Raw genomic sequence first — 25,507 nt, forward strand, 5'->3', positions numbered from 1 at the left:
CGCTCATGGAACGTCGGGATTTTCTGAAGATGGCCTTCGGTGTCGCCGCCGGAGCCGTCACCTTCGCAGCGACGGCGCAGGCGGCGCCGCTCGCGCCGCTTCCCCTCAACCAGGATGCACGCGCACCAGCGGCTGGCGAAGCGCATCCCGCCGTCACAACGGCCGAGGAGGTCGGCCGCATGAAGCCCGAGCAAGTACGCTGGCATTATCGCCATTGGGGTTGGCGTCACCGGCACTGGCACCGCAGGCATTGGGGCTGGCGTCGCCACCATTGGCGCCGTCATCACTGGCGCCGCTGGTGATATCGACTCCATGACGAAAAGAAAAACCCCGCGCCAGGCGGGGTTTTGTTAGTTCGGAATCTGCCGCGATCAGATCGGGCGGCAACGGCCGTAGCGCCAGACGAAGCCGTACGGGCAGGCGCGGACACGCGGCGCCACCACGACGGGGCGCTCGACCACGACCGGCGGGCGCACGACAACGGCGCCCGGCGCGACGACGACGCCGCGATTCCTGACGCAGCCGCCATAGGGGCCACGGTGCCAGCCGGGGCCGCAGCCACCGGCCGCATCAGCGGCGCTGATGCCGGCGAATGCGGTCGTCAGCAGAACTGCTGCAGCAAAAAGATACTTCATGTCTTCTCCTTTTTTATTTTGGGCCGCGCTGCGGCACCGCAACAAGCTTTCGTCTACCGATTCGCCCGGCCGGATCATTGCAGAAGGCGTGCCCGATGTCGCCGACCATAATGTTGCGGCCTGAATGCGACATGAATGTTGCAGCTCACAGCTGCGTCAGCACGCCGCAAGCCGGCTCAGCATCACTTCGAAATATTTCGCGGACGCCGGGCAGCCGCGCGCTGTTGGCGAGCGTACGAGAATACATCGGAAGGCGAGGCAAACGAGACCGGCGGTTCATCGACGCTTGCCCGAAGGCGCACCGCTACTGGTCTGGGCCGAACAGCGCGGCAAATCGCTTCTCGCCGTTGCGCGAAAAATTGACCACGCGGCTGCCCGGTGCAGCGTCGCGCGCGGCCCATTTCAGTTCTGTGAAGCGGTCCATCATGGCAGCGCCCAGCGTGCCGGCGAGATGATGCCGCCGCTCGCTCCAGTCGAGGCAGGCCTTGCACACCGGCCGGCGCGGATGCGTCAGCGCATCGGCGTCGATCTGCAGCTCCTCGGCCATGAAGCGCTTGCCTTCGCCGGTGAGCTCGATCGCCTGCTTGCTCTGGCGGACCAGCTTCTGCCGCTTCATGCTGTCGAGCATCTGAACGCCGAGATCGCCGGCGAGATGGTCGTAGCAGATGCGGGCGCGGCGCAGCGCCGGATCCTTTGGCCCGGTGCGCACCCGCATATGGCCGGCGCGGGCGGCAATGCCCTGCAGGCCTTCCAGCACGTCGGCGACGTCGGGGTCGGAGAGGCGGTAGTAGCGGTGGCGGCCCTGCTTCTCGGGCTCGATCAGCCCGCCGGCCTCGAGCTTGGAGAGATGCGAGCTCGCCGTCTGCGGCGTGATGCCGGCCTCCTGCGCCAGCTCACTCGCGGTCAGCGCCCGGCCGGTCATCAGCGCGGTCAGCATGTTGCAGCGCGCGGGATCGCCGACCAGAGCGGCGATCCGGGAGATGTCGGGTCCTGCTTTCATAGTTCGATGATAGCCGAAGCATCGAGGTCGGACAAGCCGCTATTGTTCAACGGGCCGTCATTGCGAGGATTGCTTCGCTGACGCTCGCAATAACGGAAACATGACTGGAGGCCATCAATGACCGTCACCGTCTTCATCCGCTACCAGCTCGATCCGTTCAAGCGCGCGATGTTCGAGGAGTATTCGCGGAACTGGCTCTCGATCATCCCGCGCTGCGGCGGCGACCTCATCGGCTACTGGATGCCGCATGAGGGAACCAACAACATCGCCTTTGCGCTGATCTCGTCCGACAGCCTTGCCGCCTATGAGGCCTATCGCGCGCGGCTGCGCCAGGACAAGGAGGGAGTGGCGAACTTCAACTTCGCGGAAGAAAACCGCTTCATCCTCGCCGAGGAACGGACATTTCTCCGCAAGGTCGAGGTATAGTAGGGCCACAACAGCAATGTGCGGGAGGCGCCCATGATCGCAGTGATCTTCGAAGTCTGGCCCAAGCCTGAGCAACGGGATCTCTATTTCGACCTCGCCGCCGAGCTGAAGCCGATCCTGCAGGAGATCGACGGCTTCATCTCGGTCGAGCGGTTCGAGAGCATCACCGAGAAGGGCAAGTTCGTGTCGCTGTCATTCTTTCGCGACGAGGCTGCGGTGGAAGCCTGGCGCAACACGATCGAACATCGCCGTACCCAGGCCAAGGGCCGCGCGCGGATCTTCGAGAACTACCGGCTGCGGGTGGCAAGCGTGATCCGTGATTACGGCCTGAACGAACGCGATCAGGCGCCGAAGGACAGCCGCGCGGCGCATGAGCCGCACTAGCGGGCGGATGCGTGGGTGCCTATCTGTGCGCGGCCAATGACTCCAGGGAGCGACCAATGCCACTGCCAACTGCTGACAAACGCGCCGCCTTCAGGAAGCTGCATGAGAGCGGGTGCTTCATCATTCCGAATCCGTTCGATGTCGGCAGCGCCCGCGCCTTGCAGCATCTCGGCTTCAAGGCGCTGGCGTCGACCAGCGCGGGCTTTGCATGGACCATCGCCAAGGCCGACAACCGCGTCACCGTCGATGACGTCTGCGACCACCTGACCGCACTGTGCGCGGCGGTCGATATTCCCGTCAATGCGGATTTCGAGGGCGGCTTCGCGGTCGAGCCCGACAAGGTCGCCGCCAATGTCGCGCGCGGCGTCAAGACCGGCGTCGCCGGGCTTTCCATTGAGGATTCCACCGGAGACGCCGCCAAGCCGCTGTTCGAGCACAAGCTTGCGGTGGAGCGCATCAAGGCGGCGCGCAAGGCCATCGATGCCGACAACAGCGGTGTGTTGCTCACCGGCCGCTGTGAGGCATTCCTGTGGGGCAAGAAGGACCTCAATCTGGTGATCGAACGGCTGCAGGCCTATTCGGAAGCAGGAGCGGACGTCCTTTATTCGCCGGGCATCGCGACCAAGGAGGAGATTTCCGCGGTTGTGAAGGCGGTGGCGCCAAAGCCGGTCAATCTGTTGATCGGCGGCGCGTCGGAGCTGACGCTGCAATCGGTCGCCGATCTCGGCGTGCGCCGGATCAGCGTCGGCGGAGCGCTTGCGCGGATGGCCTGGACCGGCGTGATGAAGGCGGCCAAGGAGATGGCCGAGAAGGGCACCTTCACGGAATTCGCCAACGGCTATCCCGGCGGCGAGCTCAACAAGATGTTCAAGTAGACTCACACGCAAAAAAGCAGCGGGCCGCCGGGGCCCGCTGCTTCATCGCTCACGATAGCGAGCGGATTACTTGTTCTTGTCGCCGGTCGAGTCGGCCGGCGCCGCCGAGCGGTCGATTTCCTGTCCAGTCGGCTTGTTGGCCGATGGAGAGGCCGGCTGCGCAGGTGCCGCGCCCGTGGTCGTGCCGGGCTGGCTGTTCGGCTTCGGCGTCACGTCGCGCATGCCCGGAGGCGGCGCGGCCGGATTGGCCGGCTGCTGCTGCGCGGTCTGCGCTGACGGCGTGGTACCCGCCTCATGCACCGAGGTATTGTTCAAGCCGTAGAACAACGCACCGAGCACCACGGCCACCGCGACGGCGAACATCGCGATCTTGGTGGTGCTGGCCGGTCCCTCCTGGAGTTCCGGGTCCGGCTGCAGCTCGTTGTCCAGGCTGTTGAAGCGCGCCTGACGGCGCATTTCGTCCTCGGTCAGGTTGGCGCGATACGGATCGTCAGGTTGATGGGCCATTGCAAAGTTCCTCCGTTAGCACCTGAAAGCTAAACGCAGAGGACAATGGCTGGCGCGCGAGGATGTTCCGCGCCAATGTTGCAACCTGTTCATGCAGGAACCGCCGATTCCTCGGGTTCCAACCTGTTTCATGAGGCCTTTTCAATGTGGACCATGCCGCCCACCGATTCGGTGCTGCACTTGCTCTCGTTCATTGCGGTTGCGGCGCAGTCGATGACGGCGGCGCTGGCGGCAGGCAGGCGCAGCATGGATTGGGCCGGCGTCTGCATGCTCGGCGCGATCACCGCGCTCGGCGGCGGCACCATCCGCGACGTTCTGCTCGGACATTATCCGCTGCTCTGGGTCGCGCACCCGATCTACCTTGCGGTCGCGGCGGCGGGCGCCTTCGCCACCATCCTCCTGGCGCGGCTCGTGCACCGGCTCAACCTCGCATTCCTGGTGCTCGATGCGATCGGACTTGTGGTGTTCACCATGGCCGGTTGCGACGTGGCCTCACAAGTCGACGTCCCGCTGCCGATCGTGATCGTCGCCGGCATGATCACCGGCTGCGCCGGCGGCGTGCTGCGCGACATCCTCTGCAACGAGGTGCCGTTGTTGTTTCGCAGCGAGCTCTACGCCAGCGTCTCCGTGGTGACGGGACTGTTCTATGTGACCGGCTCCGGGCTGCAGGTGAACACCCAGCTCTGGACCGCGCTGACCTTCGCACTCGGGCTGACGTTCCGCATGCTTGCGATCCGCTACCGATGGGAGATGCCGAAATTCGTGTTCAGCGACGAGGAGCGCTGAACGGCTATTTCGCCGTCCGCGCCTTGGCGACCTCGTCCGCGGTGACGGCCGGCGCCGCGTTGCCCCAGGCATTGCGGATGTAGGTCGCAACGTCCGCGACCTCCTGGTCGGTGAGCTTGGGATAGGCCGGCATCGAGCCGCCGTTCGGGGCGCGCAGCGTGGTCACGGTCTGTGCGCCGTCGAGGATGATGCGCAGCGTGCTTGCTGGATTGGCCGATTGCAGATTGGCGTTGCCGGGCAGCGGCGGATAGATCCGCGGCGCGCCGGAGCCGTCGAGCTCATGGCAGGCGATGCAGGCCCCGCGGTAGATGCGTTCGCCATTGCTCATCTGCGCCGGCGAGGGCGGGGTGACCTCCGGCTCCGGCGCGCCGGCGGGCAGGCCCTTCAGATAGACCGCAATGGCGCGCACGTCGGCGTCGCGCATCTTCGAGGTCGAATTGAGCACCACCTCGGACATCAGGGGGCCGGCATGGCTGTGCACGTTGCGGCCGCTCTGCAGATATTCGGCGATGTCAGCGACGCTCCATGATTTCAGCCCGCTGCGCGCGGCGCCATCGAGCCTTGGCGCGAACATGCCTTGCACCGTGCTGCCACTGAGCGCCTGGTCACGCCTGTCGGCGCCGAAGGCGTTCTTGGGCGTGTGGCAGGCGCCGCAATGGGCGAGGGCCTCGACGAGATAGCGTCCGCGATTCCATTCCGTACCCTTGCCCTGGTCCGGCTGGATGATGCCCGGCGTGAAGAACAGTGCGTTCCACGCCCGCATCAGCACGCGGTAGTTCAATGGCCAGCGCAGCTCCGGCGGTGGCGCCTTGTCGTTGACCGGCGCCAGCGTCGCGAGATAGGCACGGATCGCCAGGATGTCGCCGCGGATCAGCTTCGTGAAGTACGGGTAGGGGAAGGCGGGATAATAATGCGCGCCGCTCGGCGCGACGCCCCTCCGCAGCGCGCGCAGGAAATCGTCGTCGCTCCAGCCGCCGATGCCGGTATCGCGGTCGGGGGTGAGGTTCGGCGAGAACACCGCACCGAACGGCGTGTCGATCCGCTTCCCCCCGGCAAAAGGCTTTGCCGGATCGGCCGTGTGGCAGCTGGCGCAGTCGCCGGCGATCGTGAGCGCCTTGCCGCGGGCGATGACGTCGTCGGTCGGCGCGGCGGCACATTCGCGGGTCGCGAGCGCGCCGCACAACAGCGCTGCAACCAGAATCGCACCCGTCGTTCGAAATCGTCGCCGCATCCGATCACCTTCCGGTCCACAAGACGCGTCACGCCATTTCGCCACGGGCCTGTCCTGCGACAGAAACCGAAACGGCCCTGCAATATTCCCGGCACGAAATTGCGATTTTTGAGCGACGGGCCTGGTCGCCCAGAATTGTGCTGCGCGGGCCGGAAAATCCGACATAGACTGGTTCTAACAAGCTCGGATGACTAGCTAAAAGCAGTCGTCGCGACCAGCGAAAAGAGGGCTAAATGGGAATCAACCAAGGGCCTATCAGCCTCGACCAGAAATACACCCAGGACACCGGCCACGTTTTCATGACCGGCATCCAGGCGCTGGTCCGCCTGCCGATGGCGCAGATCAGGCGCGACCGCGCCGCGGGCCTCAACACGGCAGGCTTCATCTCCGGCTATCGCGGTTCCCCCCTCGGCGGCTACGACCAGCAGCTGTTCGCCGCCCGCAAGCATCTCGAGCAGTACAACATTAAATTCCAGCCCGGCGTGAACGAGGACCTCGCGGCCACCGCGATCTGGGGCTCGCAGCAGCTCGCCCTGTCGCCGGGCGCCAAATATGATGGCGCGGTCGGCATCTGGTACGGCAAGGGCCCCGGCGTCGACCGCTGCGGCGACGTGTTCCGCCACGGCAATGCGGCCGGCTCCGCCAAGCATGGCGGCGTACTCTGCCTTGCCGGCGACGACCATGGCGCGAAATCCTCCACCGTCCCGCATCAGTCCGACCACGCCTTCATCTCCGCGCTGATGCCCTACCTCTACCCCTCCAGCATCCACGAAATGATCGAGATGGGCCTCCTGGGTATCGCGATGTCGCGCTACTCTGGCTGCTGGGTCGGCATGAAGGTGATCACCGAGACGGTCGAGACGACCGCCGAGATCGACCTCACCGACGAGATGACGCCGTTCGTGATCCCGACCGATTTCGAATTGCCGCCGGGCGGCCTCAACATCCGCTGGCCCGACGACCGCTTCGAGCAGGACCGCCGGTTGCAGGACTACAAGGGCTTTGCCGCGATCGCCTTCGCCCGCGCCAACAAGGTCAACCGCATCACGATGGATTCGCCGAACGCGCGCTACGGCATCATGGCCTCGGGCAAGAGCTACGAGGACATCCGCCAGGCGTTGCGCGAGCTCGGCATCACGCCCGAGATCGCCGCCAAGATCGGCATCCGCCTCTACAAGATCGGCATGCCCTGGCCGCTGGAGCCGGAAGGCGTGCGCAACTTCGCCGTCGGCCTCGAGGAGATCTTCATTGTCGAGGAGCGCCGCGAGATCGTCGAGAACCAGGTCAAGCAGGAGCTGTTCAACTGGCGCGACGACGTGCGTCCGCGCATCGTCGGCAAGATGGACGATCACGACAAGCGCTTCCTGACCTTCGCCGCCGAGCTCAGCGTGGCCTCGCTTGCGAGCTCGCTCACCGAACGGCTGCTTCGACTTAATCTCAATCCTGAAATCGCCGAGATGCTGCGCGCCAAGGCCGACTGGTTCAACGGCCGTCAGTCGACGCAGATGCAGGCGACCGCGCCTGTCAGCCGCACGCCGTATTTCTGCTCGGGCTGCCCGCACAACACCTCGACCAAGGTGCCGGAAGGCAGCCGCGCGCTGGCAGGCATCGGCTGCCACTTCATGGCACTGTGGATGAACCGGTCAACCGAGACCTTCACCCATATGGGCGGAGAGGGCGTGCCGTGGGTCGGCATCGCGCCGTTCACCAACGAGAACCACATCTTCGCCAATCTCGGCGACGGCACCTATTTCCACTCCGGCATTCTCGCGATCCGCCAGTCGATCGCTTCCAAGGCCAACATCACCTACAAGATCCTCTACAACGACGCGGTCGCCATGACCGGCGGCCAGCGCCACGACGGCGATCTCTCGCCGCAGCAGATCACCTTCCAGCTCCATGCCGAAGGCATCCGCGAGATCTATCTGGTCTCGGAGAATCCGGACGCCTATCCGGCCGACACCATCGCGCCCGGCGTCAAGCTGTATCACCGCGACGAGCTCGAGAACGTCCAGAAGATGTGCCGCGACACCAAGGGCACGTCGGCGATCGTGTTCGTGCAGACCTGTGCCGCCGAAAAGCGCCGTCGCCGCAAGCGCGGCCTGATGGAGGATCCGCAGCGCCGCGTGCTGATCAATCCCGCGGTCTGCGAAGGCTGCGGCGACTGCTCGGTGCAGTCGAACTGCATCTCGGTCGAGCCGCTAGAGACGGAGCTCGGGCGCAAGCGCACCATCAACCAGTCGACCTGCAACAAGGATTATTCCTGCGTGAAGGGCTTTTGCCCGTCCTTCGTCACGGTCGACGGCGGCAAGCTCAGGCGGCGCGCGCCGCCCGAGCTCGGCAGCATCGATAATCTGCCGGAGCCGGCCTCCAAGCCCTCGCTCGACCGGCCCTACAACATCGCGGTCGGCGGCGTCGGCGGCACCGGCGTGCTGACGATCGGCGCGCTGCTCGGCATGGCCGCCCATATCGAGGGCAAGGCCTCGATGATCCTCGACATGTCAGGTCTCGCGCAAAAGGGCGGCGCGGTGCTGAGCCACGTCCGGCTCTCCGAGCACACCGCCGACGTGACCTGCTCGCGCATCGTGACCGGAACGGCCGATCTGGTGCTTGCGGCCGACGAGGTCGTGGCGGCGTCGAAGGACACCATCACGCTGTGCGATGCGAGCCGCACCGTCGGCATCATCAACAGCCACGTGATCCCGACCGCGGACTTTATCCTGAACCGCGACTTCAACTTCCAGAGCCGCAAGGTCAACAGCGTGCTGGAGACCGAGCTGCGCAAGGACTCCGCCTTCTTCGACTTCACCAAGCCGGCCGAAGCGCTGCTCGGTGACTCCATCGCCACCAACATCATGATGATGGGCTTTGCCTATCAGCGCGGGTTGCTGCCGCTGTCGGCGGAGGCGATTCTGCAGGCGATCGAAGTCAACGGCGTCTCGATCAAGATGAACACCCAGGCGTTCCAGCTCGGGCGCCTGGCCGCCGCCGATCCGGCACGGCTGAGCGGCATGATGAAGGGCGACGACGAAATCGCGCCACCGAAATCGCTGGATGCGATGTCGCTGGACGAGATCATCACCCATCGCATGGCGTTCCTGACCGGCTACCAGAATGCACGTCTGGCAAAACGCTACCGCAAGCTGCTCGACCAGGTTCGCGAGACCGCCACCAAGGGCGGCTACGGCGAGGCGCTGCCGCGCGCGGTCGCGATCAACTACGCAAAGCTGCTCGCCTACAAGGACGAGTATGAGGTGGCGCGGCTGTTCACCGACGGCCGTTTCGAGAAGCAGCTGCGCGATCAGTTTGAGGGCGAGTTCAAGTTCAACTTCAATCTGGCGCCGCCGATCCTCGGCGGCGGCCTCGACGCGCAGGGCCGGCCGAAAAAGCGCGCCTTCGGTTCGTGGATGATGTCAGCCTTCAGGGTGCTGGCGAGATTCCGCTTTCTGCGCGGCACGCCGCTCGACATCTTCGGCTACAACCCCGACCGCAAGCTGGAGCGCGATCTGATCGCGGGCTACGAGAAGGATGTCGCGACCGTGCTCGGCCTGCTGTCGCCGCTCAATCACGACATCGCGGTCGAATTGCTGGCGCTGCCCGATCGCATCCGCGGCTACGGTCCGGTGAAGGACAAGGCGATCAAGGAGGCGAAGGTTCGCTACGCGCAACTCGCCGCCGACCTCGCCAACCCGCCGTCCGCGCCGCGGCAGATGGCGGCGGAGTAGTGTAGCCACACACGCGGTGTCGTCCCGGCGAAAGCCGGGACCCATAACCACCGCACTTTGTCGTAGCGCGACGCTGGGGCCACGGCTCACTCTCACCACACAATCCTGTGGTTATGGGTCCCGGCTTTCGCCGGGACGACACCTGGTGTTTTGGCAGCGCGTACCGTGCCTACGCGCAGTCTCGCCTGACGGAATATTTCCGCGCTTGCCAAGGTCGCGTCGTCGGTTCAGAAAAACGCTCGAGCGAAGAAACGCCAGCGGAGAGCGATTTGACCATCAAGGGCAAGGCCTACATTGCCGGGATCTACGAACATCCCACCCGGCACGCACCCGATAAATCAACAGCACAGCTGCACGCCGAGGTCGCCAAGGGCGCGATCGAGGATGCCGGGCTCACCAAGGACGACATCGACGGCTATTTCTGCGCCGGCGACGCGCCGGGCGGGCTGTGGCCGATGGTCGATTATCTCGGCCTCAACACCAAGAAGCTGCGTCATGTCGACTCCACCGAGACCGGTGGCTGTTCCTATCTGATCCATCTCGGCCACGCCACCGAGGCGATCGCCGCGGGCAAATGCTCGGTCGCGCTGGTCACGCTGGCGGGAAAACCGCGCACCGGCCCGATGCCGCCGCGCGCGTCGGGCGCCGAGGCCGATTTCGAATCCGCCTACGGGGCTACCACGCACAATGCCTATGGCATGTGTGCCATGCGCCATATGCACGACTACGGCACCACCTCCGAACAGCTCGCCTGGATCAAGGTCGCCGCCTCGCATCACGCGCAATACAATCCGAATGCGATGCTGAAGGAGGTCGTCACCGTCGAGGACGTGCTGAACTCGCCGATGATCTCCGATCCGCTGCATCGCATGGATTGCTGCGTCGTCACCGACGGCGGCGGCGCGATGATCGTCACGACGCGCGAGATCGCCAAGAGCCTGAAGAAGCCGCTGGTGCGTCTGATCGGCCATGGCGAGGCGATGAAGGGCCCGCGCGGCGGCAAGGATCTCGATCTGACCTACTCCGCCGGCGTGTGGTCCGGTCCGCGTGCCTTCGAGGAGGCGGGCGTGACGCCGAAGGACATCAAATACGCCTCGATCTATGACAGCTTCACCATCACGGTGCTGATGCAGCTCGAGGATCTCGGCTTCTGCAAGAAGGGCGAGGGCGGCAAGTTCGTCGCCGACGGCAATCTGATCTCGGGCGTCGGCAAGCTGCCGTTCAACACCGATGGCGGCGGCTTGTGCAGCAACCATCCCGTCAATCGCGGCGGTATGACGAAAATCCTCGAGGCTGTGCGCCAGTTGCGCGGCGAGGCGCATCCGAAGGTGCAGGTGAAGAACTGCGACCTCGCGATCGCCCACGGCACCGGCGGTCTGCTCGGCGTTCGCCACGCCGCCTCAACCTGCATTCTGGAGCGTGCGTGATGTCTGAAGCGAAGAAGTACAATGCCCCGGTGACCAACCCGGAGACCGCGCCGTTCTGGGAGGCGGCGAAGGCGGGCAAGTTCATGATCAAGCGCTGCAACACCTGCGGCGAGGCGCATTACTTCCCGCGCGCGATCTGCCCGTTCTGCTTCTCGGACAAGACGGTGTGGGAAGCGTCGAGCGGCGAGGCCACGGTCTACACCTACAGCCTGATGCGGAAGTCGCCGACCGGTCCCTATGCGATCGCCTATGTGACGCTGAAGGAAGGTCCGTCGCTGCAGACCAACATCGTCGATTGCGATCTGGAGCAGGTGAAGATCGGCCAGAAGGTGAAGGTGGTGTGGAAGCCGACCGACGGCGCCCCGCTGCCGTTCTTCACGCCGGCCTGATTTTACCCTCTCCCCTTGTGGGAGAGGGTGCCTTCGCTGAAAGCGAAGGCGGGTGAGGGGTCTCTCTCCGCGTAGAGAATCTCTTTGTGGCGCGAACCCCTCACCGAAGCGAGTTTGAGACGACTGCCGGTGTTGCCCTCTCCCAAGGGGAGAGGGCGCATCAATTGGCAGCGCAAGGGAACAGTTCGGGGAGAAAACAACAATGCCGATCGTGTACGAACAGCTGATGGCCCTGAAGAATCTCGGCCAGAAATACAGCTACAGCGACCGCGACGTGATGCTCTATGCCTATGGCATCGGCTTGGGGGCCGATCCGATGGACGAGAACGAGCTCGCCTTCGTCAATGAGGGCGTGCTGACGCCGCGCCCGCTCAAGGTGGTGCCGACGTTCGCCTCGGTCGCGGCCTGGGGCGCCGGTCCCGGCGAGATGAATCTCAACCGCGTCATGGTGGTCGACGGCGAGCGCGACATCACCTTCCACAAGCCGTTCGCGACCGCCGCGCACATCACGGCCGACTCGACGGTGCTCGACGTGTTCGACAAGGGCAAGGACAAGGGCGCGGTGATCCGCCACCAGACCGTGCTGAAGGACGAGAAGGGCGACAAGCTCGCCACGCTGGTCGCCTCGCGCTTCGCCCGCGGCGATGGCGGCTTCGGCGGCCCGTCCGACGGCCAGCCCGAGCCGCACAAGGTGCCGGAGCGCGCGCCGGACAAGGTCGTCGACATCACGACGCGGCCGGACCAGGCGCTGGTCTATCGGTTGTGCGGTGACCGCAACCCGCTGCATTCCGATCCGGAGTTCGCCAGGAAGGCCGGCTTCCCGCGGCCGATCCTGCACGGCATGTGCACCTACGGCATCACCTGCCGCGGCGTGCTGCAGACCTATGCCGACTACGATCCGTCCGCCTTCAAGCAGCACGTGGCGCGGTTCTCCTCGCCGGTGTTCCCCGGTGAGACCGTGACCATGGAGCTGTGGAAGGACGGCAATGTGGTGTCGTTCGAGGCCAAGGTGAAGTCGCGCGGCGTCACCGTGATCAAGAGCGGCAAGACGGTGCTGGCGTAGCTTTCCGTCATTCCGGGATGGTCCGAAGGACCAGACCGCAGGTGCGCAATTGCGCACCGGGGAATCTCGAGATTCCGGGTTCGCGCTGCGCGCGCCCCGGAATGACGGCAATCAAGAACAAAACGGAGAAAACAACCATGGGATTACTCGACGGCAAGGTGGCGCTGATCACGGGCGCCGGCGGCGGGCTTGGTGAAGCCTATGCGAAGCTGTTTGCGCGCGAGGGCGCGGCCGTGGTGGTCAACGATCTCGGCGGCCCGCGCGACGGCTCGGGCTCCGACAAGTCGATGGCCGACAAGGTGGTCGACGCGATCAAGGCCGAGGGCGGCCGCGCCGTCGCCAACGGTGCCGACATCTCGACCTTGGCCGGCGGCCAGTCGGTGTTCGACGACGCCATCAAGCATTTCGGCCGCGCCGACATCCTGGTCAACAATGCCGGCATCTTGCTCGACGAGACCTTCCACAAGGCCAAGGAAGCGAACTGGGACAAGGTGATGAAGGTGCATCTGAAGGGCACCTTCTGCTGCACCCAGCCGGTGTTCAAATGGATGCGTGACAATGGCGGCGGCGTCATCGTCAACACGTCCTCGACCTCGGGCCTGATCGGCAATTTCGGCCAGACCAACTACGGCGCCGCCAAGGGCGGCATCTGGGGCCTGTCCAACGTGCTGGCGATTGAGGGCCGCAAGTACAACATCCGGATCTGGACCCTGGCGCCGGGCGCGCTGACCCGCATGACCGCGGACCTGCCGCGTTACAAAGAGAACCCGGGTGCGGCGCTCGGCCCGGACGGCATCGCGCCGGCCGTGCTCTATATGGTCAGCGACCTGTCCGGCGACCAGACGGGCAAGGTGCTTGGCGTCTCCGGCCCGCGCGGCGTCCGCGAGATGCGGATGATGGAAATGGAGGGCTGGACGCCGCCGTTCACGGGATGGAAGGCGGAGGACATCGTCACCCACGCCAAGGAGATCTTCTTCTCCGAGGAGGAGATCAAGAAGTCGGCGCGGCGGTTCAAGTAAGGATTGGCACCCGCGACCGCGGGACGGCTTCCCGATGCGCAATGGCGCATCGGGAAATGACGCTGTATAGAGGGCGAAACAAACGAGGCACCCATGACCAAACTCACCGCCCAGGCCGCAGGAACCTTTGCGATCGCGCCGACCCCGTTCCACGACGACGGCCGCATCGACGAGGCATCGATCGACCGGCTGACCGATTTCTACACCGAGGTCGGCTGCGACGGCGTCACCGTGCTCGGCATCCTGGGCGAGGCGCCGAAGCTCGACGCCGCGGAGGCCGAGCAGGTCGCGCTGCGCTTCGTCAAGCGCGCCAAGAAGCTCCAGGTCATCGTCGGTGTCTCGGCGCCGGGCTTTGCCACGATGCGCTCGCTGGCGAAGAAGTCGATGGATGCGGGCGCCGCCGGCGTCATGATCGCGCCGCCGCCGCATCTGCGTACCGACGACCAGATCATCGGCTATTTCAAGCAGGCGCAGGAAGCGATCGGCGACGATATTCCCTGGGTGCTGCAGGACTATCCGCTGACGCTGACCGTCGTGTTCACGCCGGCCGTGATCCGCAAGATCGTGATGGATTCGCCGTCCTGCGTGATGCTCAAGCACGAGGACTGGCCGGGCCTGGAGAAGATCTCGACCCTGCGCAACTTCCAGAAGGACGGCTCGCTGCGGCCGCTGTCGATCCTGGTCGGCAATGGCGGCCTTTTCCTCGATTTCGAGATGGAGCGCGGCGCCGACGGTGCGATGACCGGCTATGCCTTCCCCGAGCTGCTGATCGATGTCGTCAACCTGTCCAAGGCCGGCAAGCGTGATGCCGCGCATGATCTGTTCGACGCGCATCTGCCGCTGATCCGCTATGAGCAGCAGCCCGGCGTCGGCCTGACCGTGCGCAAATACGTGCTGCAGAAGCGCGGCATCATTTCCTCCAGTGCCCAGCGCAAGCCCGGTGCCGTCATCACGCCGCAGGCGAGGGCGGAGGTCGACTATCTCTTGTCCCGCGTGGCGCGCGTCGACCGCCGCGCCAATCTGCAACCGCAATCCAGTGCAGCAGGTTAATCATGACCGAGATCGTTGCCCCGCGCCTTGCGTCGACCGTGCTGCTGCTGCGTGACGGCAGCTCATCGGGCGAAATCGAAGTCTTCATGATGGTCCGCCATCACCAGATCGAGTTCAACTCGGGTGCGCTGGTGTTTCCGGGCGGCAGCGTCGACAAGAACGACAAGGAGATCGCCGCCGATCCCGCGCTCTATTCCGGCGGCGAAGGGCTCGACGGCGACGCGCTCGGCTTCCGGATCGCAGCGATCCGCGAGACCTTCGAGGAGAGCGGCATCCTGCTGGCGCGGCCGCAGGGGTCGAAGGACCTGGTCGATGCAATGCGTGCGAACGAGATTGCGACCGCGCATCGCGCGCCGTTGAACGAAGGCAAGATCAGCTTCCTCAAGGTGCTGACCGACAACGGCATGGTGCTCGCGCTCGATGAGCTCGTGCCGTATGCGCACTGGATCACGCCGGAGGGCATGCCGAAGCGCTTCGACACCTGGTTCTTCCTGGCCGCCGCACCGCCCGAGCAGCTCGGCGCCCATGACGGCAAGGAATCGACCGACTCGATCTGGGTGTCGACGCGCGAGGCGCTGGAGGGCGGCGAGACCGGCCGCTTCAAGCTGCCGTTCCCGACCACGCGCAATTTGATCAGGCTCGGCAAGCAGCCGAACGTCGGCGCCGCGCTCGCCGACAGCAAGGGCAAGCCGATCGTCGCCGTGATGCCCGTGATGACCAAGACCGCCACCGGCCGCCAGCTCCGCATCCCCAAGGAAGCGGGCTACGACGGCGAGGTGTTCGACGTCGGGGCGCTGGGGTAGGTCCGTCGTCCTGAGAGACGTCGAGTGCGTGACTCACAGGCAGCGCTATGTCGTCCCGGCGAAGGCCGGGACCCATAACCACCGAACTGCATTGCTGCGCGACGCCGAGGCTGCAGCTTTTTCCAACAACACAACCCTGAATGGGTCCCGGCCTTCGCCGGGACGACGGGGAAGGAGAGTCGCTTCTCCACATTTCGACTTATATCGAAATATCATCACCTCGCAGCGATGTAGCTTCCGTCTCAACCATCGAGACGGAATCCCGCCAATGACCACCGCCCCACGACAGCCGAGCATGGCCTTCGAGCTCGCCTTGCTGCTCGCGCTCGCCACCCTGTGGGGCGGCTCCTATACCTTCATCAAGTTTGGTGTCGCGACCATCCCGCCGATCACGCTGATCGCGGCGCGCACCACGATCGCGGGGCTGCTGCTCGTCATCATGCGGATGCGCGGCGTATCGATGCCGGCCGATCGCGCGACCTGGCGCCGCTTCATCTTTCAGGCCTGCCTCAACAGCGTGATCCCGTGGACGCTGATCGCCTGGGGCGAGCGCTTCGTCGATGCCGGGCTCGCCACCATCCTCAATTCGGCCTCGCCGATCTTCACCTTCCTGTTCACCGCCGCGATCACCCGCCATGAGGGGGCGAGCCCGCGCAAGCTATTCGGGGTGATATCAGGCATGGCCGGCATCTGCCTGATCGTCGGCGTCGATGCGTTCCGCGATCTCGGGCAGGGGATCGTGGCCGAGGTCGCGATCGTCGCCGCCACCATCTGCTACGCCTGTGCCGCGATCTTCAGCCGCGGCTTCAAGGAGCTCGATCCGATGGCGCCGGCGGCGGGTTCGCTGCTCGCGGGCGCCGCGATCCTCGTTCCGCTCAGCCTTGTCGTCGAGCGGCCCTGGACGCTTTCGCCGTCGACGACATCGCTCACCGCATTGCTGGCGCTTGCCGTGTTCTCGACCGCGATCGCGTTCGTGATCTACTTCCGCCTGATCCAGACCCTCGGCTCGGTCGGCACCACCGCGCAAGCTTACTTGCGGGTGCCGATCGGGGTGGCGCTCAGCGTCACGGTGCTGGGCGAACGGCTGAGCCCGACGGCGTGGATCGGCCTCGCCTGCGTTGTGATCGGCGTCGCCGCGATGACGATTCCTGCACGAAGGATCGCCACAGCCTGACGTCATCGCCGCGATGACGATTCCTGCACGAAGGATCGCCACAGCCTGACGTCATCGCCGCGATGACGATTCCCGCGCGAAGGATCGCCACGGCCTGACGTCATCGCCGCGATGACGATTCCTGCGCGTAAGATCGCTACAGCCTGAAGTTTCGCCCGCTGAAACCGGCGCCTTGCTGACGTCAGGCAATCCCTGCATGCTGCCCGCAACGAGACCACAGGGCGGGAAACGGACGATGTTGCGGCGGGTCAGCCTCATTGCCGGTGCATGCATGGCGTTGCTGGCGATGGCCGGCACGGTGCGCGCACAGGACTTCCCGAGCCGGCCGATCCGCATCGTCATTCCCTACGCGCCGGGCAGCGTCGCCGACGTGTTCGCGCGCATCATGGCGCAGGACATGCAGGAGCAATGGAAGGGGACGATCGTCGTCGAGGCTAAATCCGGCGCCAATGGCTCGATCGCGGCCGAGGAGGTCGCCCGCGCCGCTCCCGACGGTTACACATGGCTGTTGGTGACGACCTTCTTTACCGCAAGCCCGGCGCTGAACACGCAGCTGCGCTGGGATCCCGTGAAGGATTTCGTGCCGGTCGGGCAGATCTGTCTCGCCCCGAACTTCTTCATCGTGCCGACCTCGCTGCCGGTGAAGACCGTCGCCGACTATGTCGCGCTGGCCAAGGCCAAGCCGGGGACGCTGAACTACAGCCATCCCGGCAAGGGCTCGACCGGCCATCTCGGCTTCGAGCTGTTCAAGCGGCTCGCCGGCATCGACGTCACCGCGATCGGCTATCGCGGCTATCCGCAGATGGTGCCCGATATCGCGAGCGGCCTGATCACCTCGAGCTTCCTGTCGGCCAACCAGGCGCTGGCCCAGGTGCAGTCCGGCAGCATCCGGATCATCGGGGCGATCAGCGACGGCCGCTCGAAGTATTTCCCCGACGTGCCGACCATGGCCGAGCAGGGCTTTGCCGAGGCGCAGGTGACGCCGTGGTTCGGCTTCGTGGTGCCGGCCGGCACGCCGCAGCCGGTGGTCGAACGCATCAGCGCCGCGCTCGAAACCGCGCTGGCTTCCACCGAGGTGCGCAAGAAGCTGGATGTCGCCGGTTGCGACGCCCGTAGCGCGCCGCTGAGGCAGTTCGCCGATATCATCAAGGCGGACGTTGCGCTCTGGGCCAGGGTGGTCAAGGAGGCCGGCATCCCGCCGGACTGAGCCCCGCCGCCCTGTGCCGGAATCGGCCACCGGCACCCGCCCGGGGTGACGCCGGTCACACCGCCCGCGGGTTGGGCCGTGCAGCATGTTTCCCCAAAGCCCGTAATTTCCCGTATATTAGGGCGCATTGGACCCCGGCCTTGATGACATGACCGCTGAATTGCCGCCGAATTCGCAAGCGCCGCGTGCGTTCTCCCTCTCCATTGGCCAGCTCACGTTCGGCAGCTTCCTGCTGGTCCTGGCTGTGATCATCATCACATCCACCGCCAGCGTGATCGCGATCCGCCACATCGATACCACCTTCGCCGAGCTGCAGCGGCTGCAGAGTGTCGGCGACATCGCCGAGGATATCGACCGCCGCATGAACGAGCTGCGGCTCGCGGCGCGCGATTTCGTCACCGAGCCGGGCAGCCAGTCGGTCCAGGTCGCGGAGGCGGCCCAGTCGCTGAGCGAGATCCTGAAAAAGACCCGCATCAAGCTGGCGCCCGAGCAGCAGGACATGATCGACGGCGTCACCCAACGGCTGGCGACCTATCGCAACGGCATCGAGCGCATCTCGGCGCTACTCAGCCGCCGCGCCGAGCTGGTCGCCGGGCTGCCGCCGCTGCGCGACGCCTTCGACAAGGCGGTCGCCGCGAGCAACGATGCGGCGCTGGCCAATGCGCTGTCGCAATCCCAGGGCCGGATTGCCACCGCATTGCTGGCGCACAACACGTCCGCTGCCGAGCAGGCCGCGCAGAGCATGCGGGCGATGACCATCTCCGATCCCGCGCTGCGCGGCGCCGTCGATAATTATGCCGAGGCGATCATCGCGGTCTCGGTGCGCGAGGGCCAGATCGCCGACATCGACAAGGAGGTGCTCGGCGCCGAAGGCCGGTTGATCCAGAAGGTCACCGAGCTGCTCCGCGAGCTCAGCTCTCGCCGCGGCCACGTGCTGTCGCGCGATTTTGCCCGGACGCTGGCCGAAGCAAAATGGCAGAGCATCGTGCTCGGCACGGCGGGTGTGCTGATCGGCCTGTTCGCGTCGGTGTTGGTGGTTCGCCGCACCGTCCGCCCGCTCGCCAGGATCGCGGGCTCGATCCGCAAGGTCGCCGGCGGCGAGAAGAGCGCGTTCATTCCCGGCGCCGACCTCGACAACGAGATCGGCGACATCGCACGCGCCGCCGAAGTGTTCCGCCAGACCCTGGTCGACGCCGACAGCGCGCGCGAGGCGGCGCTGCGCGCGCTCGCCGAGCAGCGGCTCGCCGAGGAGAGCTACCACAAGCTGTTCGAGGCGTCGGTCGAGGGCATCTACGTCACGACGCCGGGCGGCGCGCTGCTCAACGCCAATCCGGCGCTGGCGCGGATGATGGGCTATGCCGCGCCGCAGGACCTGATCAAGGGCATCGACGACATCGCCACCACCGTCTACGTGGATCCGGCGGCGCGCGAGCAGTACCAGCAGCTAATGCAGCGCGACGGCACGGTGCGCGACTACGAGTACCAGGTGCGCGCGAGCGACGGCACCGTGCTGTGGCTGTCCGATTCGGCGACCGTCGTCCGCAACGACGAGGGCGAAGTGATCCGCTACGAGGGCACGGTGCGCGACATCACCGACCAGAAGCGCGCCGAAGACGCGATCGCCGAAGGCCGTCGGCTGTTGCAGATGGTCATCGATACCGTGCCCGCCGTCATCAACGTCAAGGACCGCGACCTGCGCTACGTGCTGATGAACCGCTACATGGCGGGAATCTTCGGCATCGAGCCGCAGGACGCGATCGGCCAGACCACCGGCGAGCTGATGTCGCGCTATGGCGCGGCGAAGACCGATGAGAACGACAAGCGCGTTCTGTCGGCGCGCCGCGAGCTCGGCTTCTATGAAGAGGAGTACAAGGACGTCGCCGGCAACATGCGGCAATGGCTGGTCAACAAGCTGCCGATCCTCGACGCGCAAGGCGAGATCGAGAACATCGTCACGGTCGCGCTCGACATCGGCGAGCGCAAGCGCTCCGAGCAGGAGATGCGCAAGGCGAGGGATTCCGCGGAGGCCGCGTTGCGCAATCTGCGGGAAACCCAGAATTCGCTGATCGAGGCCGAAAAGCTCGCCGCGCTCGGCCGCCTGGTGGCCGGCGTCGCCCATGAGGTCAACAATCCCGTCGGCATCAGCCTGACGGTGGCGTCCGCGCTGGAGCGCAAGACCGCGAATTTCGCCACCCAGGTCGAGCGCGGCGACCTGCGCCGCTCCAGCCTCAACGATTTCCTGAACACGGCGCGCGATGCCTCCTCGCAACTCGTCGCCAATCTCAACCGCGCCGCGGAGCTGATCCAGTCGTTCAAGCAGGTCGCCGCCGACCGCAACTATTCGGACCAGCGCACCTTCGACCTCGGCGATCTCACCGAGCAGGTGGTGATGAGTCTGAGGCCCGGCCTGCGCAAGCACAATCTGACGCTCAATGTCGATTGTGAGCCGAACCTGATCATGAATTCCTATCCGGGACCGTATGGCCAGGTGCTGACCAATCTGTTCCTCAACGCGGTCGCGCATGCGTTCCCCGACGGCAAGGCCGGCGAGGTCGAGATCCAGGTCCACGCCGCCGGCGGCGACAATGTCGAGGTGATCTTCGCAGACAATGGCTGCGGCATGAGCCTCGACGTGCGCCGCCGTGCCTTCGATCCGTTCTTCACGACGCGGCGCGATCAGGGCGGCACCGGGCTCGGCCTGCACATCGTCTACAGCATCGTCACCACGCGGCTCGGCGGCCGGCTCTCGCTGGATTCCGCACCGGGCAACGGCACACGCATCCAGATGATCCTCCCGCGCGTCGCGCCGCTGGAGCAGGCCGCGGAATAGCGCGAAGCGTAGTGGCCAACCACGCGTTTGCTCTCGATCCGTCATCCTGAGGAGCGGCGAAGCCGCGTCTCGAAGGATGCACGGCCCGGCTCGTGGCCGTCGATCCTTCGAGGCTCGCTGTGCTCGCGCCTCCAGCGACAAAGGCGAAGCCTTTGCGCGGGGATGACGGGTCTAATGGTTTCAAACCGCTAATTGATATCCGCGAGCTTGTGCAGCGTGGCGCCGAAGATCAGGCTCGCCTTGCCGACCAGCGCGGTCCCGCTCATGGTGCCGCGGGTGTCGGTGAAGGTGCCGGAGACGCCGATGCCGACGGGCGCGGGCCCGCCGAACAGCGGGTTGTCGGTGTCGCGCGGCGTCGTGTGGCGTTGCACAAGGATTTCGCCCTTGAAGGCATCGCCCTTCACCGTGTAGCTGCCGGTGTAGTAAAGATAGGCGTCGCCGCCCAGTATCTGGCCGTCGCGGAAGAGAATGACGCCGCTGCCCTTGCCGACGCGACCGTCCAGCAGGGTGACGTGAATTGAGTAAAGTCCGTTCTTCATGACGTCCCGATTGCTGGCCGCCACGCCCACGGCAAGCCAGTTGGTTTTTTATGCCAAAGCGAGCAACCTCGTGCAATGCGGCAGGTTGATTCCCGGGTGTCCCGCGTTCGGGTGACCCTCGGTTCCTGCCAGGCAGTGTGACGGCGCAATGACAGCGGACCGTACGCGCGAATCAAAGTGGCCCGCGAAATGCATAGCTCTGGTTGCACTGGCCGGTGAGTGCTGGAGCAAACACATGTCTGACTGGATTGAATCCGGCGGCCATTGGGCACGCCCTCGCAGGCTCAATGGAACTTCGGCCCGTTATGCGGGCCACATGATCGCATCCCTCGTGCTGATAACGCTGGTGTTGGTCGCGGCCATGCGAATCGCGCAGGCGCGCGATCCCGACGGCCGCTACGCCAATTCGCCGCTGAAGGAGTGGTTCGACGGCCTGCGCAGCGGCAAAGGGCCGTGCTGTTCGGATGCCGACGGCACAGCGGTCAGCGATGTCGACTGGGAATCCAAGGACGGGCACTATCGTGTGCGCCTCGACGGGGCGTGGATCGATGTCCCCGACGAGGCCGTGGTCACCGAGCCCAACCGGGTCGGTCGCGCCATGGTCTGGCCGATTCCCAGCTACATGGGCGTGACGATCCGCTGCTTCATGCCTGGCAGCATGACTTAGCGCCGCACGCGTGGCTCAGACGTATTTCTGGTCGCGCTCGAGCAGTTCGATCGAGATGCCCTGCGGGCCGCGGATGAAGCAGATCCGCACGCCCGGACGGATCGTGGTTGGCTCCTTGGAGAATTCGACGCCCTTGGCCTTGATCTCGGCCGCGACCGCGTCGATGTCCTTCACCGTGAGCCCGAAATGGTCGAGCCCCTGATAGGGCGTCACCGGCGCGGCGTTGACGCCGTCGCCCTGGGTCACCTCCGCAATGAACACCTTGGCGCCGCCGAGCTGGACGTCGATGCGGCCGGGGCCGCGGATGATCTCGCCGCCGAGAATGTCGCGCAGCCAGGTCGCGGTGGCCTCGGGATCGGGACTGCGCAGGTGGACGTGGTCCCAGGTGACGACAGGCATTGCGATCTCCTTGTTGTTGTCGTGCCGCTGTTCGGTGCGCGGCACTCGCTCTCGGGCGGCGCAAATCTAGCGAGCGGTTCGCTGGGATACCATCCCTCGTTATGCCTGCCCAAGATTGTCGTCCGGGAATGAAACCATTGCGGCCGTCAGCGATTGTTTTTGCGTGGCCGCTCGACCTGCGGCCGTCCCGGAAGCCGCGCGGTGCGGCTTCCTCTCTGTGTGGGGGCGGCCCGATCAGGCTGCCAGGGTGAGGGCACGACGATGCGGATCGGCTTGGCGTCGTTTCGGAGGTTGGCCGCCGGACGTCTCGGTGAAGGGGGCTTCTACGCCGGCCTGCTGCTGCCGCTGATTGCGCTCGCCGGAATCGCCGCATGGTTCATGCTCCCCGAGCCGAGCGACGCCGGGGACCAGGACGTCTGGCCGGTGTCGTCCATGATCCGCACCGCGCAGAATGCCCCGACCGGCGAGCAACCAGCCCAAATCACAAATCAGACCGCGAGGGATGCGCTTGCCGCACCGGCGGACGAGCCGACCACCGTCGGTGTGGCCATCGCTCCACAGGGGGCAGAGGAGGCCAAGCCGTCCGGGCCCGGCGCTGAAAGGTCGCCGCTGGATAAGCTGCGGATCGCCTCGCAATCGTGGCGGCGCGGCGGGCTAGGTTCGAAGGCGCTGGTCACCCTGACGCTGCGCAATGCCAATGATTTCGCCGTCAAGGATATCGAGATCGCCTGCGCCTTCATCCGCCGGGACGGTCGGCCGCTGACCGAGCGCAAGCGGCTGATCTCCGACACCATCGCCATGAAGAGCCGCAAGACTTACTCGCAAATGTTGGTCGGGTTCGTCAACGTGAACGCAAACAAGGCGAAATGTTCGGTCGTGACGGCGAGCCGCCTCTAATTCCCGGCATCTCGAAAAAGTGACCGCGAATTGACTTGTCGGGTGAACCGTAACGGCCGGACAGGAACTAACTAATAAACCAGCCGTTAGCGAACGACCCGGGAGCGCGGACAGCGTCCGGGTGATCATGCGCAGACGATGAAATCGCCCGCGCGATGACTGATGTCGTCGCGCCGAGATGAACCGCGCCCTGCTGCGCGGGGGGAGCTACCAAAATGCCTGTGGCGCGTTATTTCCTGTTCGTTGGTGGAGTGCTGCTCGCGCTGCTCTTCGTCGTCAATGCCATCGTGCCGCAGGAGGCCGTGGTCGCCGGCCAGAACCAGGGACTGTCGTCGCCGGGCGTCGACAAGACCATGGTGCGCATCAAGTCGACCCAGAAATTGCCCGAGCGGGTGGTGTACGACACCAATTTGCCGACCATTGTTCCGGCGCAGGTCAACGCGGTCGCCGCGGCTATCCCGTCGGCTACGGGCGATGCGTCGGCGCAAGCCCGCGTCCGCAATACGTTCGCCCAGTTCATTCCGCCGGAGAAGGCTGATGCGCAGAAGGTCGCGGCTGAGGCAAAATCGGCTGAACAACCGGCGCAGGCCCAGCCTCAGGCGCCGAAGAAGCACAAGGTCGCGCGCTACCATGCCCATCCCCAGCAGCCGATGCGGCTGGCACAGCCCGGCATGTATCAGCCCTACCGCGTCGCGCAGCAGCAGCGCATGGGCTTCTTCGGCGGCTTCGGCACCTGGTAAGAAAGGGCTGCCGCAGCCGGCAATCAATCCGCCGCCGCAAACACTTGCGGCGGCTTTTTTATGTCCGCGATCAGGCGGGTGGCCGGATCCGGGACGGCGTCCGAGCGGCGCTCGCTACCTTTAGCGCGGCAGGCGCGGAATCTTGTCCGCGAAGCCGTTGTAGCAGGTCAGCCGCTCGTCCTCTTCCTTCACGAAGCGGCAATCGTTGACGCCCTTGGCCGGGGCAGCCTTCGGCTTCGGCTGCGGCTTGAAAATCTCGTCGTAGCAGATCAGTCGCTCCTTGGTGGCGTCGTCGATGTCCTGACAGGCCTGAAGCTTCTGAGCGACCGATTGAGGCTTGCCGGGCGCGGCAGGCTTCTCGCCCTTCTTGGCGGCCGACTTCTTGCCGACCTGGACCAGCGGCTTGTCGCCGACCATCGGCTGCGAGGTCGCCGCCGCCGGCTTGTCTGCGTCGGCGGGGGCCGGCGTGGTGCCTTGGGCAAGCGCGGCAGCCGGGCAGAAGAGCGCCAGCGCGAGGATGATATGTCTCATGTCGAAAATGTCCGAAATGGCGTGATGACCGGAAGGATGGCGCCGGGGATCGGAAAAGCCCGGCAAGCGCCGAGACTTAACGCAAGTCTTGCCCGAATCCTACCCCCAGAGGTGACCCGCCCGGCACCGATCCACCGGCAAAAGTGAGGGCGATTCGTCGCCGTTCGACCCGCGGGAGAGCGTGAATTGCCTTTGCCCGGCGGGGCGGCTATGACCACGCCATCTGACCATCGGGGAGCGCAGAGACTGAACGCCGCGCGCCTGGGCACCGCTTCGAAACGGAGGTGCCATGACGGCGAACATTCTCGATGGGCATGCACATGCCCAAATTGTCATCGACAAGATTGCTGGCGAACTCGACCGGCTGCCCCGCGCGCCGGGGCTTGCGGTCGTGCTGGTCGGCTGCGACCCGGCGAGCCAGATCTATGTGCAGAGCAAGGTCAGGATGGCCGAGCGGCTCGGCCTGCGCGGCGAGGTCGCACGCCTGCCGGATGATGCCAGCGAGTCCGATCTGCTTGCCGGAGTAGAGGCGCTCAATGCGCGCGACGATATCGACGGCATCCTGGTGCAGCTGCCGTTGCCGGCGCATATCGACGCCTTGCGCGTGATGGCGGCGGTCGATCCCGCCAAGGATGTCGACGGCCTGCACGCCCTGAACGCCGGCCGGCTGTTTCACGGCGATGACGCGCTGGTGCCGTGCACGCCGCTCGGCTGTCTCCGGCTGATCAAGTCGGTCCGATCAGACCTCACCGGCGCCCATGCCGTGGTGATCGGCAGCTCCAACATCGTCGGCAAGCCGATGGCCGCGTTGCTGCTGCAGGAGCACGCGACCGTGACGCAGACCCATATCCACACCCGCGGCATCAGCACGATCTGCCGCGAGGCCGACATCCTGGTGAGTGCGGTGGGCAAGGCCGGCCTCGTGCGCGGCGACTGGATCAAGCCCCAGGCCATCGTCATCGACGTCGGCACCACGCGCGTCGAGAGGCCGGACGGCGGCTATGCGGTGTGCGGTGACGTCTCGTTCGACGAGGCGGTGCAGGTCGCCGGCGCGATCACGCCGGTGCCGCGCGGCGTCGGCCCGATGACGATCGCCTGCCTGATGGAGAACACGCTGAAGGCCGCAAAGGCGAGGGCGGCCCGGCTGCAATAGCGCGGGATGCCCGTGGCGATATGCGAGCGGCGGGTGTCGCTCGCGTATCG

At 65.6% G+C, this 25,507-nt stretch carries 27 protein-coding genes; 20 read left to right on the forward strand and 7 right to left on the reverse strand.

All coding sequences use genetic code 11. From position 1 onward, the window contains the following. Positions 1 to 5: 5 nt before the first annotated feature. Positions 6 to 302 (forward strand): twin-arginine translocation signal domain-containing protein, encoded by a 297-nt coding sequence (locus Q2M23_RS20055; protein WP_076831329.1) that lies wholly within the window; start codon positions 6 to 8, stop codon positions 300 to 302. A 69-nt stretch (positions 303 to 371) separates the two neighbouring features. Here Q2M23_RS20055 and Q2M23_RS20060 read toward each other — a convergent pair whose 3' ends face one another. Next, positions 372 to 635: a GCG_CRPN prefix-to-repeats domain-containing protein gene (locus Q2M23_RS20060; RefSeq protein WP_076831326.1), complete on the reverse strand. Its 264-nt coding sequence runs from the start codon at positions 633 to 635 to the stop codon at positions 372 to 374. Between Q2M23_RS20060 and Q2M23_RS20065 the strand changes: the two genes are divergently transcribed. Next, complete coding sequence (locus tag Q2M23_RS20065) at positions 634 to 759, forward strand: hypothetical protein (RefSeq protein ID WP_256520351.1); 126 nt, start codon at positions 634 to 636, stop codon at positions 757 to 759. The two genes, Q2M23_RS20060 and Q2M23_RS20065, sit on opposite strands and share 2 nt — an antisense overlap. Before the next feature lie 180 nt (positions 760 to 939). On the opposite strand, the gene Q2M23_RS20070 is transcribed toward Q2M23_RS20065, so the two are convergent. Then, positions 940 to 1,635, reverse strand: coding sequence for an ArsR/SmtB family transcription factor (locus Q2M23_RS20070; protein ID WP_026192884.1), 696 nt, complete (start codon positions 1,633 to 1,635; stop codon positions 940 to 942). A 117-nt stretch (positions 1,636 to 1,752) separates the two neighbouring features. Here Q2M23_RS20070 and Q2M23_RS20075 point away from each other — a divergent pair, with 117 nt between their 5' ends. The 3 genes from Q2M23_RS20075 to Q2M23_RS20085 are packed head-to-tail and all read left to right on the forward strand — an operon-like array spanning position 1,753 to position 3,320. Continuing rightward, entirely contained in the window at positions 1,753 to 2,061 is a 309-nt protein-coding gene (locus tag Q2M23_RS20075; protein WP_316396734.1) for an NIPSNAP family protein, read from the forward strand. Positions 2,062 to 2,094: 33 nt separating this feature from the next. Further along, on the forward strand, positions 2,095 to 2,445 hold the full coding sequence (locus tag Q2M23_RS20080; RefSeq protein ID WP_028338223.1) for an antibiotic biosynthesis monooxygenase family protein: 351 nt from the start codon (positions 2,095 to 2,097) through the stop codon (positions 2,443 to 2,445). A gap of 56 nt (positions 2,446 to 2,501) precedes the next feature. Next, the gene (locus Q2M23_RS20085; protein WP_316396737.1) at positions 2,502 to 3,320 is read left to right on the forward strand and encodes an isocitrate lyase/phosphoenolpyruvate mutase family protein; all 819 of its coding nucleotides are present in this window, start codon (positions 2,502 to 2,504) and stop codon (positions 3,318 to 3,320) included. 66 nt (positions 3,321 to 3,386) lie between these two features. Here Q2M23_RS20085 and Q2M23_RS20090 read toward each other — a convergent pair whose 3' ends face one another. Then, a complete protein-coding gene (locus Q2M23_RS20090; protein ID WP_057015965.1) occupies positions 3,387 to 3,827 on the reverse strand; it encodes a hypothetical protein in 441 nt (146 codons plus the stop codon). Positions 3,828 to 3,971: 144 nt separating this feature from the next. Here Q2M23_RS20090 and Q2M23_RS20095 point away from each other — a divergent pair, with 144 nt between their 5' ends. Continuing rightward, a complete protein-coding gene (locus Q2M23_RS20095; protein ID WP_076831320.1) occupies positions 3,972 to 4,613 on the forward strand; it encodes a trimeric intracellular cation channel family protein in 642 nt (213 codons plus the stop codon). 4 nt (positions 4,614 to 4,617) lie between these two features. On the opposite strand, the gene Q2M23_RS20100 is transcribed toward Q2M23_RS20095, so the two are convergent. After that, positions 4,618 to 5,844 carry a cytochrome c gene (locus tag Q2M23_RS20100; RefSeq protein WP_316396740.1) on the reverse strand — a complete coding sequence of 409 codons (1,227 nt, stop codon included), beginning with the start codon at positions 5,842 to 5,844 and terminating at the stop codon, positions 4,618 to 4,620. Between the two features lie 233 nt (positions 5,845 to 6,077). On the opposite strand from Q2M23_RS20100, the gene Q2M23_RS20105 reads away from it, so the two are divergent. The 10 genes from Q2M23_RS20105 (at position 6,078) to Q2M23_RS20150 (ending at position 20,531) form a co-directional block, all read left to right on the forward strand. Next, a complete protein-coding gene (locus Q2M23_RS20105; protein WP_316396742.1) occupies positions 6,078 to 9,569 on the forward strand; it encodes an indolepyruvate ferredoxin oxidoreductase family protein in 3,492 nt (1,163 codons plus the stop codon). Positions 9,570 to 9,838: 269 nt separating this feature from the next. Next, complete coding sequence (locus tag Q2M23_RS20110; protein WP_316396744.1) at positions 9,839 to 10,996, forward strand: thiolase domain-containing protein; 1,158 nt, start codon at positions 9,839 to 9,841, stop codon at positions 10,994 to 10,996. Further along, positions 10,996 to 11,385 (forward strand): Zn-ribbon domain-containing OB-fold protein, encoded by a 390-nt coding sequence (locus Q2M23_RS20115; RefSeq protein WP_316396746.1) that lies wholly within the window; start codon positions 10,996 to 10,998, stop codon positions 11,383 to 11,385. The genes Q2M23_RS20110 and Q2M23_RS20115 overlap by 1 nt, the downstream gene beginning before the upstream one ends. A gap of 202 nt (positions 11,386 to 11,587) precedes the next feature. Beyond that, positions 11,588 to 12,448, forward strand: a complete 861-nt coding sequence (locus tag Q2M23_RS20120) for a MaoC family dehydratase (protein WP_316396748.1) — start codon at positions 11,588 to 11,590, stop codon at positions 12,446 to 12,448. A gap of 137 nt (positions 12,449 to 12,585) precedes the next feature. After that, on the forward strand, positions 12,586 to 13,467 hold the full coding sequence (locus Q2M23_RS20125; protein ID WP_076831307.1) for an SDR family oxidoreductase: 882 nt from the start codon (positions 12,586 to 12,588) through the stop codon (positions 13,465 to 13,467). A gap of 93 nt (positions 13,468 to 13,560) precedes the next feature. Then, positions 13,561 to 14,517, forward strand: a complete 957-nt coding sequence (locus Q2M23_RS20130; RefSeq protein WP_141340969.1) for a dihydrodipicolinate synthase family protein — start codon at positions 13,561 to 13,563, stop codon at positions 14,515 to 14,517. 2 nt (positions 14,518 to 14,519) lie between these two features. Then, a complete protein-coding gene (locus Q2M23_RS20135) occupies positions 14,520 to 15,320 on the forward strand; it encodes an NUDIX hydrolase (RefSeq protein ID WP_253589986.1) in 801 nt (266 codons plus the stop codon). Positions 15,321 to 15,588: 268 nt separating this feature from the next. Further along, positions 15,589 to 16,494 carry a DMT family transporter gene (locus Q2M23_RS20140; protein ID WP_316396752.1) on the forward strand — a complete coding sequence of 302 codons (906 nt, stop codon included), beginning with the start codon at positions 15,589 to 15,591 and terminating at the stop codon, positions 16,492 to 16,494. Positions 16,495 to 16,729: 235 nt separating this feature from the next. Further along, a complete protein-coding gene (locus tag Q2M23_RS20145) occupies positions 16,730 to 17,701 on the forward strand; it encodes a Bug family tripartite tricarboxylate transporter substrate binding protein (protein ID WP_316396754.1) in 972 nt (323 codons plus the stop codon). A 148-nt stretch (positions 17,702 to 17,849) separates the two neighbouring features. Further along, entirely contained in the window at positions 17,850 to 20,531 is a 2,682-nt protein-coding gene (locus Q2M23_RS20150) for a PAS domain S-box protein (protein WP_316396756.1), read from the forward strand. A gap of 188 nt (positions 20,532 to 20,719) precedes the next feature. Here Q2M23_RS20150 and Q2M23_RS20155 read toward each other — a convergent pair whose 3' ends face one another. Beyond that, positions 20,720 to 21,070, reverse strand: a complete 351-nt coding sequence (locus Q2M23_RS20155) for a GrlR family regulatory protein (protein ID WP_057015832.1) — start codon at positions 21,068 to 21,070, stop codon at positions 20,720 to 20,722. Between the two features lie 316 nt (positions 21,071 to 21,386). Here Q2M23_RS20155 and Q2M23_RS20160 point away from each other — a divergent pair, with 316 nt between their 5' ends. Then, positions 21,387 to 21,737, forward strand: coding sequence for a hypothetical protein (locus tag Q2M23_RS20160; protein ID WP_141340965.1), 351 nt, complete (start codon positions 21,387 to 21,389; stop codon positions 21,735 to 21,737). A gap of 15 nt (positions 21,738 to 21,752) precedes the next feature. Here Q2M23_RS20160 and Q2M23_RS20165 read toward each other — a convergent pair whose 3' ends face one another. Next, on the reverse strand, positions 21,753 to 22,136 hold the full coding sequence (locus Q2M23_RS20165; RefSeq protein ID WP_316396788.1) for a VOC family protein: 384 nt from the start codon (positions 22,134 to 22,136) through the stop codon (positions 21,753 to 21,755). Between the two features lie 159 nt (positions 22,137 to 22,295). Here Q2M23_RS20165 and Q2M23_RS20170 point away from each other — a divergent pair, with 159 nt between their 5' ends. Together Q2M23_RS20170 and Q2M23_RS20175 are read left to right on the forward strand one after the other, a co-directional pair. Then, complete coding sequence (locus Q2M23_RS20170; RefSeq protein WP_316396757.1) at positions 22,296 to 23,033, forward strand: hypothetical protein; 738 nt, start codon at positions 22,296 to 22,298, stop codon at positions 23,031 to 23,033. A gap of 215 nt (positions 23,034 to 23,248) precedes the next feature. Beyond that, positions 23,249 to 23,773, forward strand: coding sequence for a hypothetical protein (locus Q2M23_RS20175; RefSeq protein ID WP_316396759.1), 525 nt, complete (start codon positions 23,249 to 23,251; stop codon positions 23,771 to 23,773). Positions 23,774 to 23,893: 120 nt separating this feature from the next. On the opposite strand, the gene Q2M23_RS20180 is transcribed toward Q2M23_RS20175, so the two are convergent. After that, the gene (locus Q2M23_RS20180) at positions 23,894 to 24,304 is read right to left on the reverse strand and encodes a hypothetical protein (protein WP_028339251.1); all 411 of its coding nucleotides are present in this window, start codon (positions 24,302 to 24,304) and stop codon (positions 23,894 to 23,896) included. Between the two features lie 289 nt (positions 24,305 to 24,593). Between Q2M23_RS20180 and Q2M23_RS20185 the strand changes: the two genes are divergently transcribed. After that, a complete protein-coding gene (locus Q2M23_RS20185) occupies positions 24,594 to 25,457 on the forward strand; it encodes a bifunctional 5,10-methylenetetrahydrofolate dehydrogenase/5,10-methenyltetrahydrofolate cyclohydrolase (protein WP_316396762.1) in 864 nt (287 codons plus the stop codon). The last annotated feature ends 50 nt before the right edge of the window (positions 25,458 to 25,507 follow it).

The sequence above is a fragment of the Bradyrhizobium sp. 33ap4 genome (genome assembly GCF_032654765.1).
GTDB lineage: Bacteria > Pseudomonadota > Alphaproteobacteria > Rhizobiales > Xanthobacteraceae > Bradyrhizobium > Bradyrhizobium australafricanum.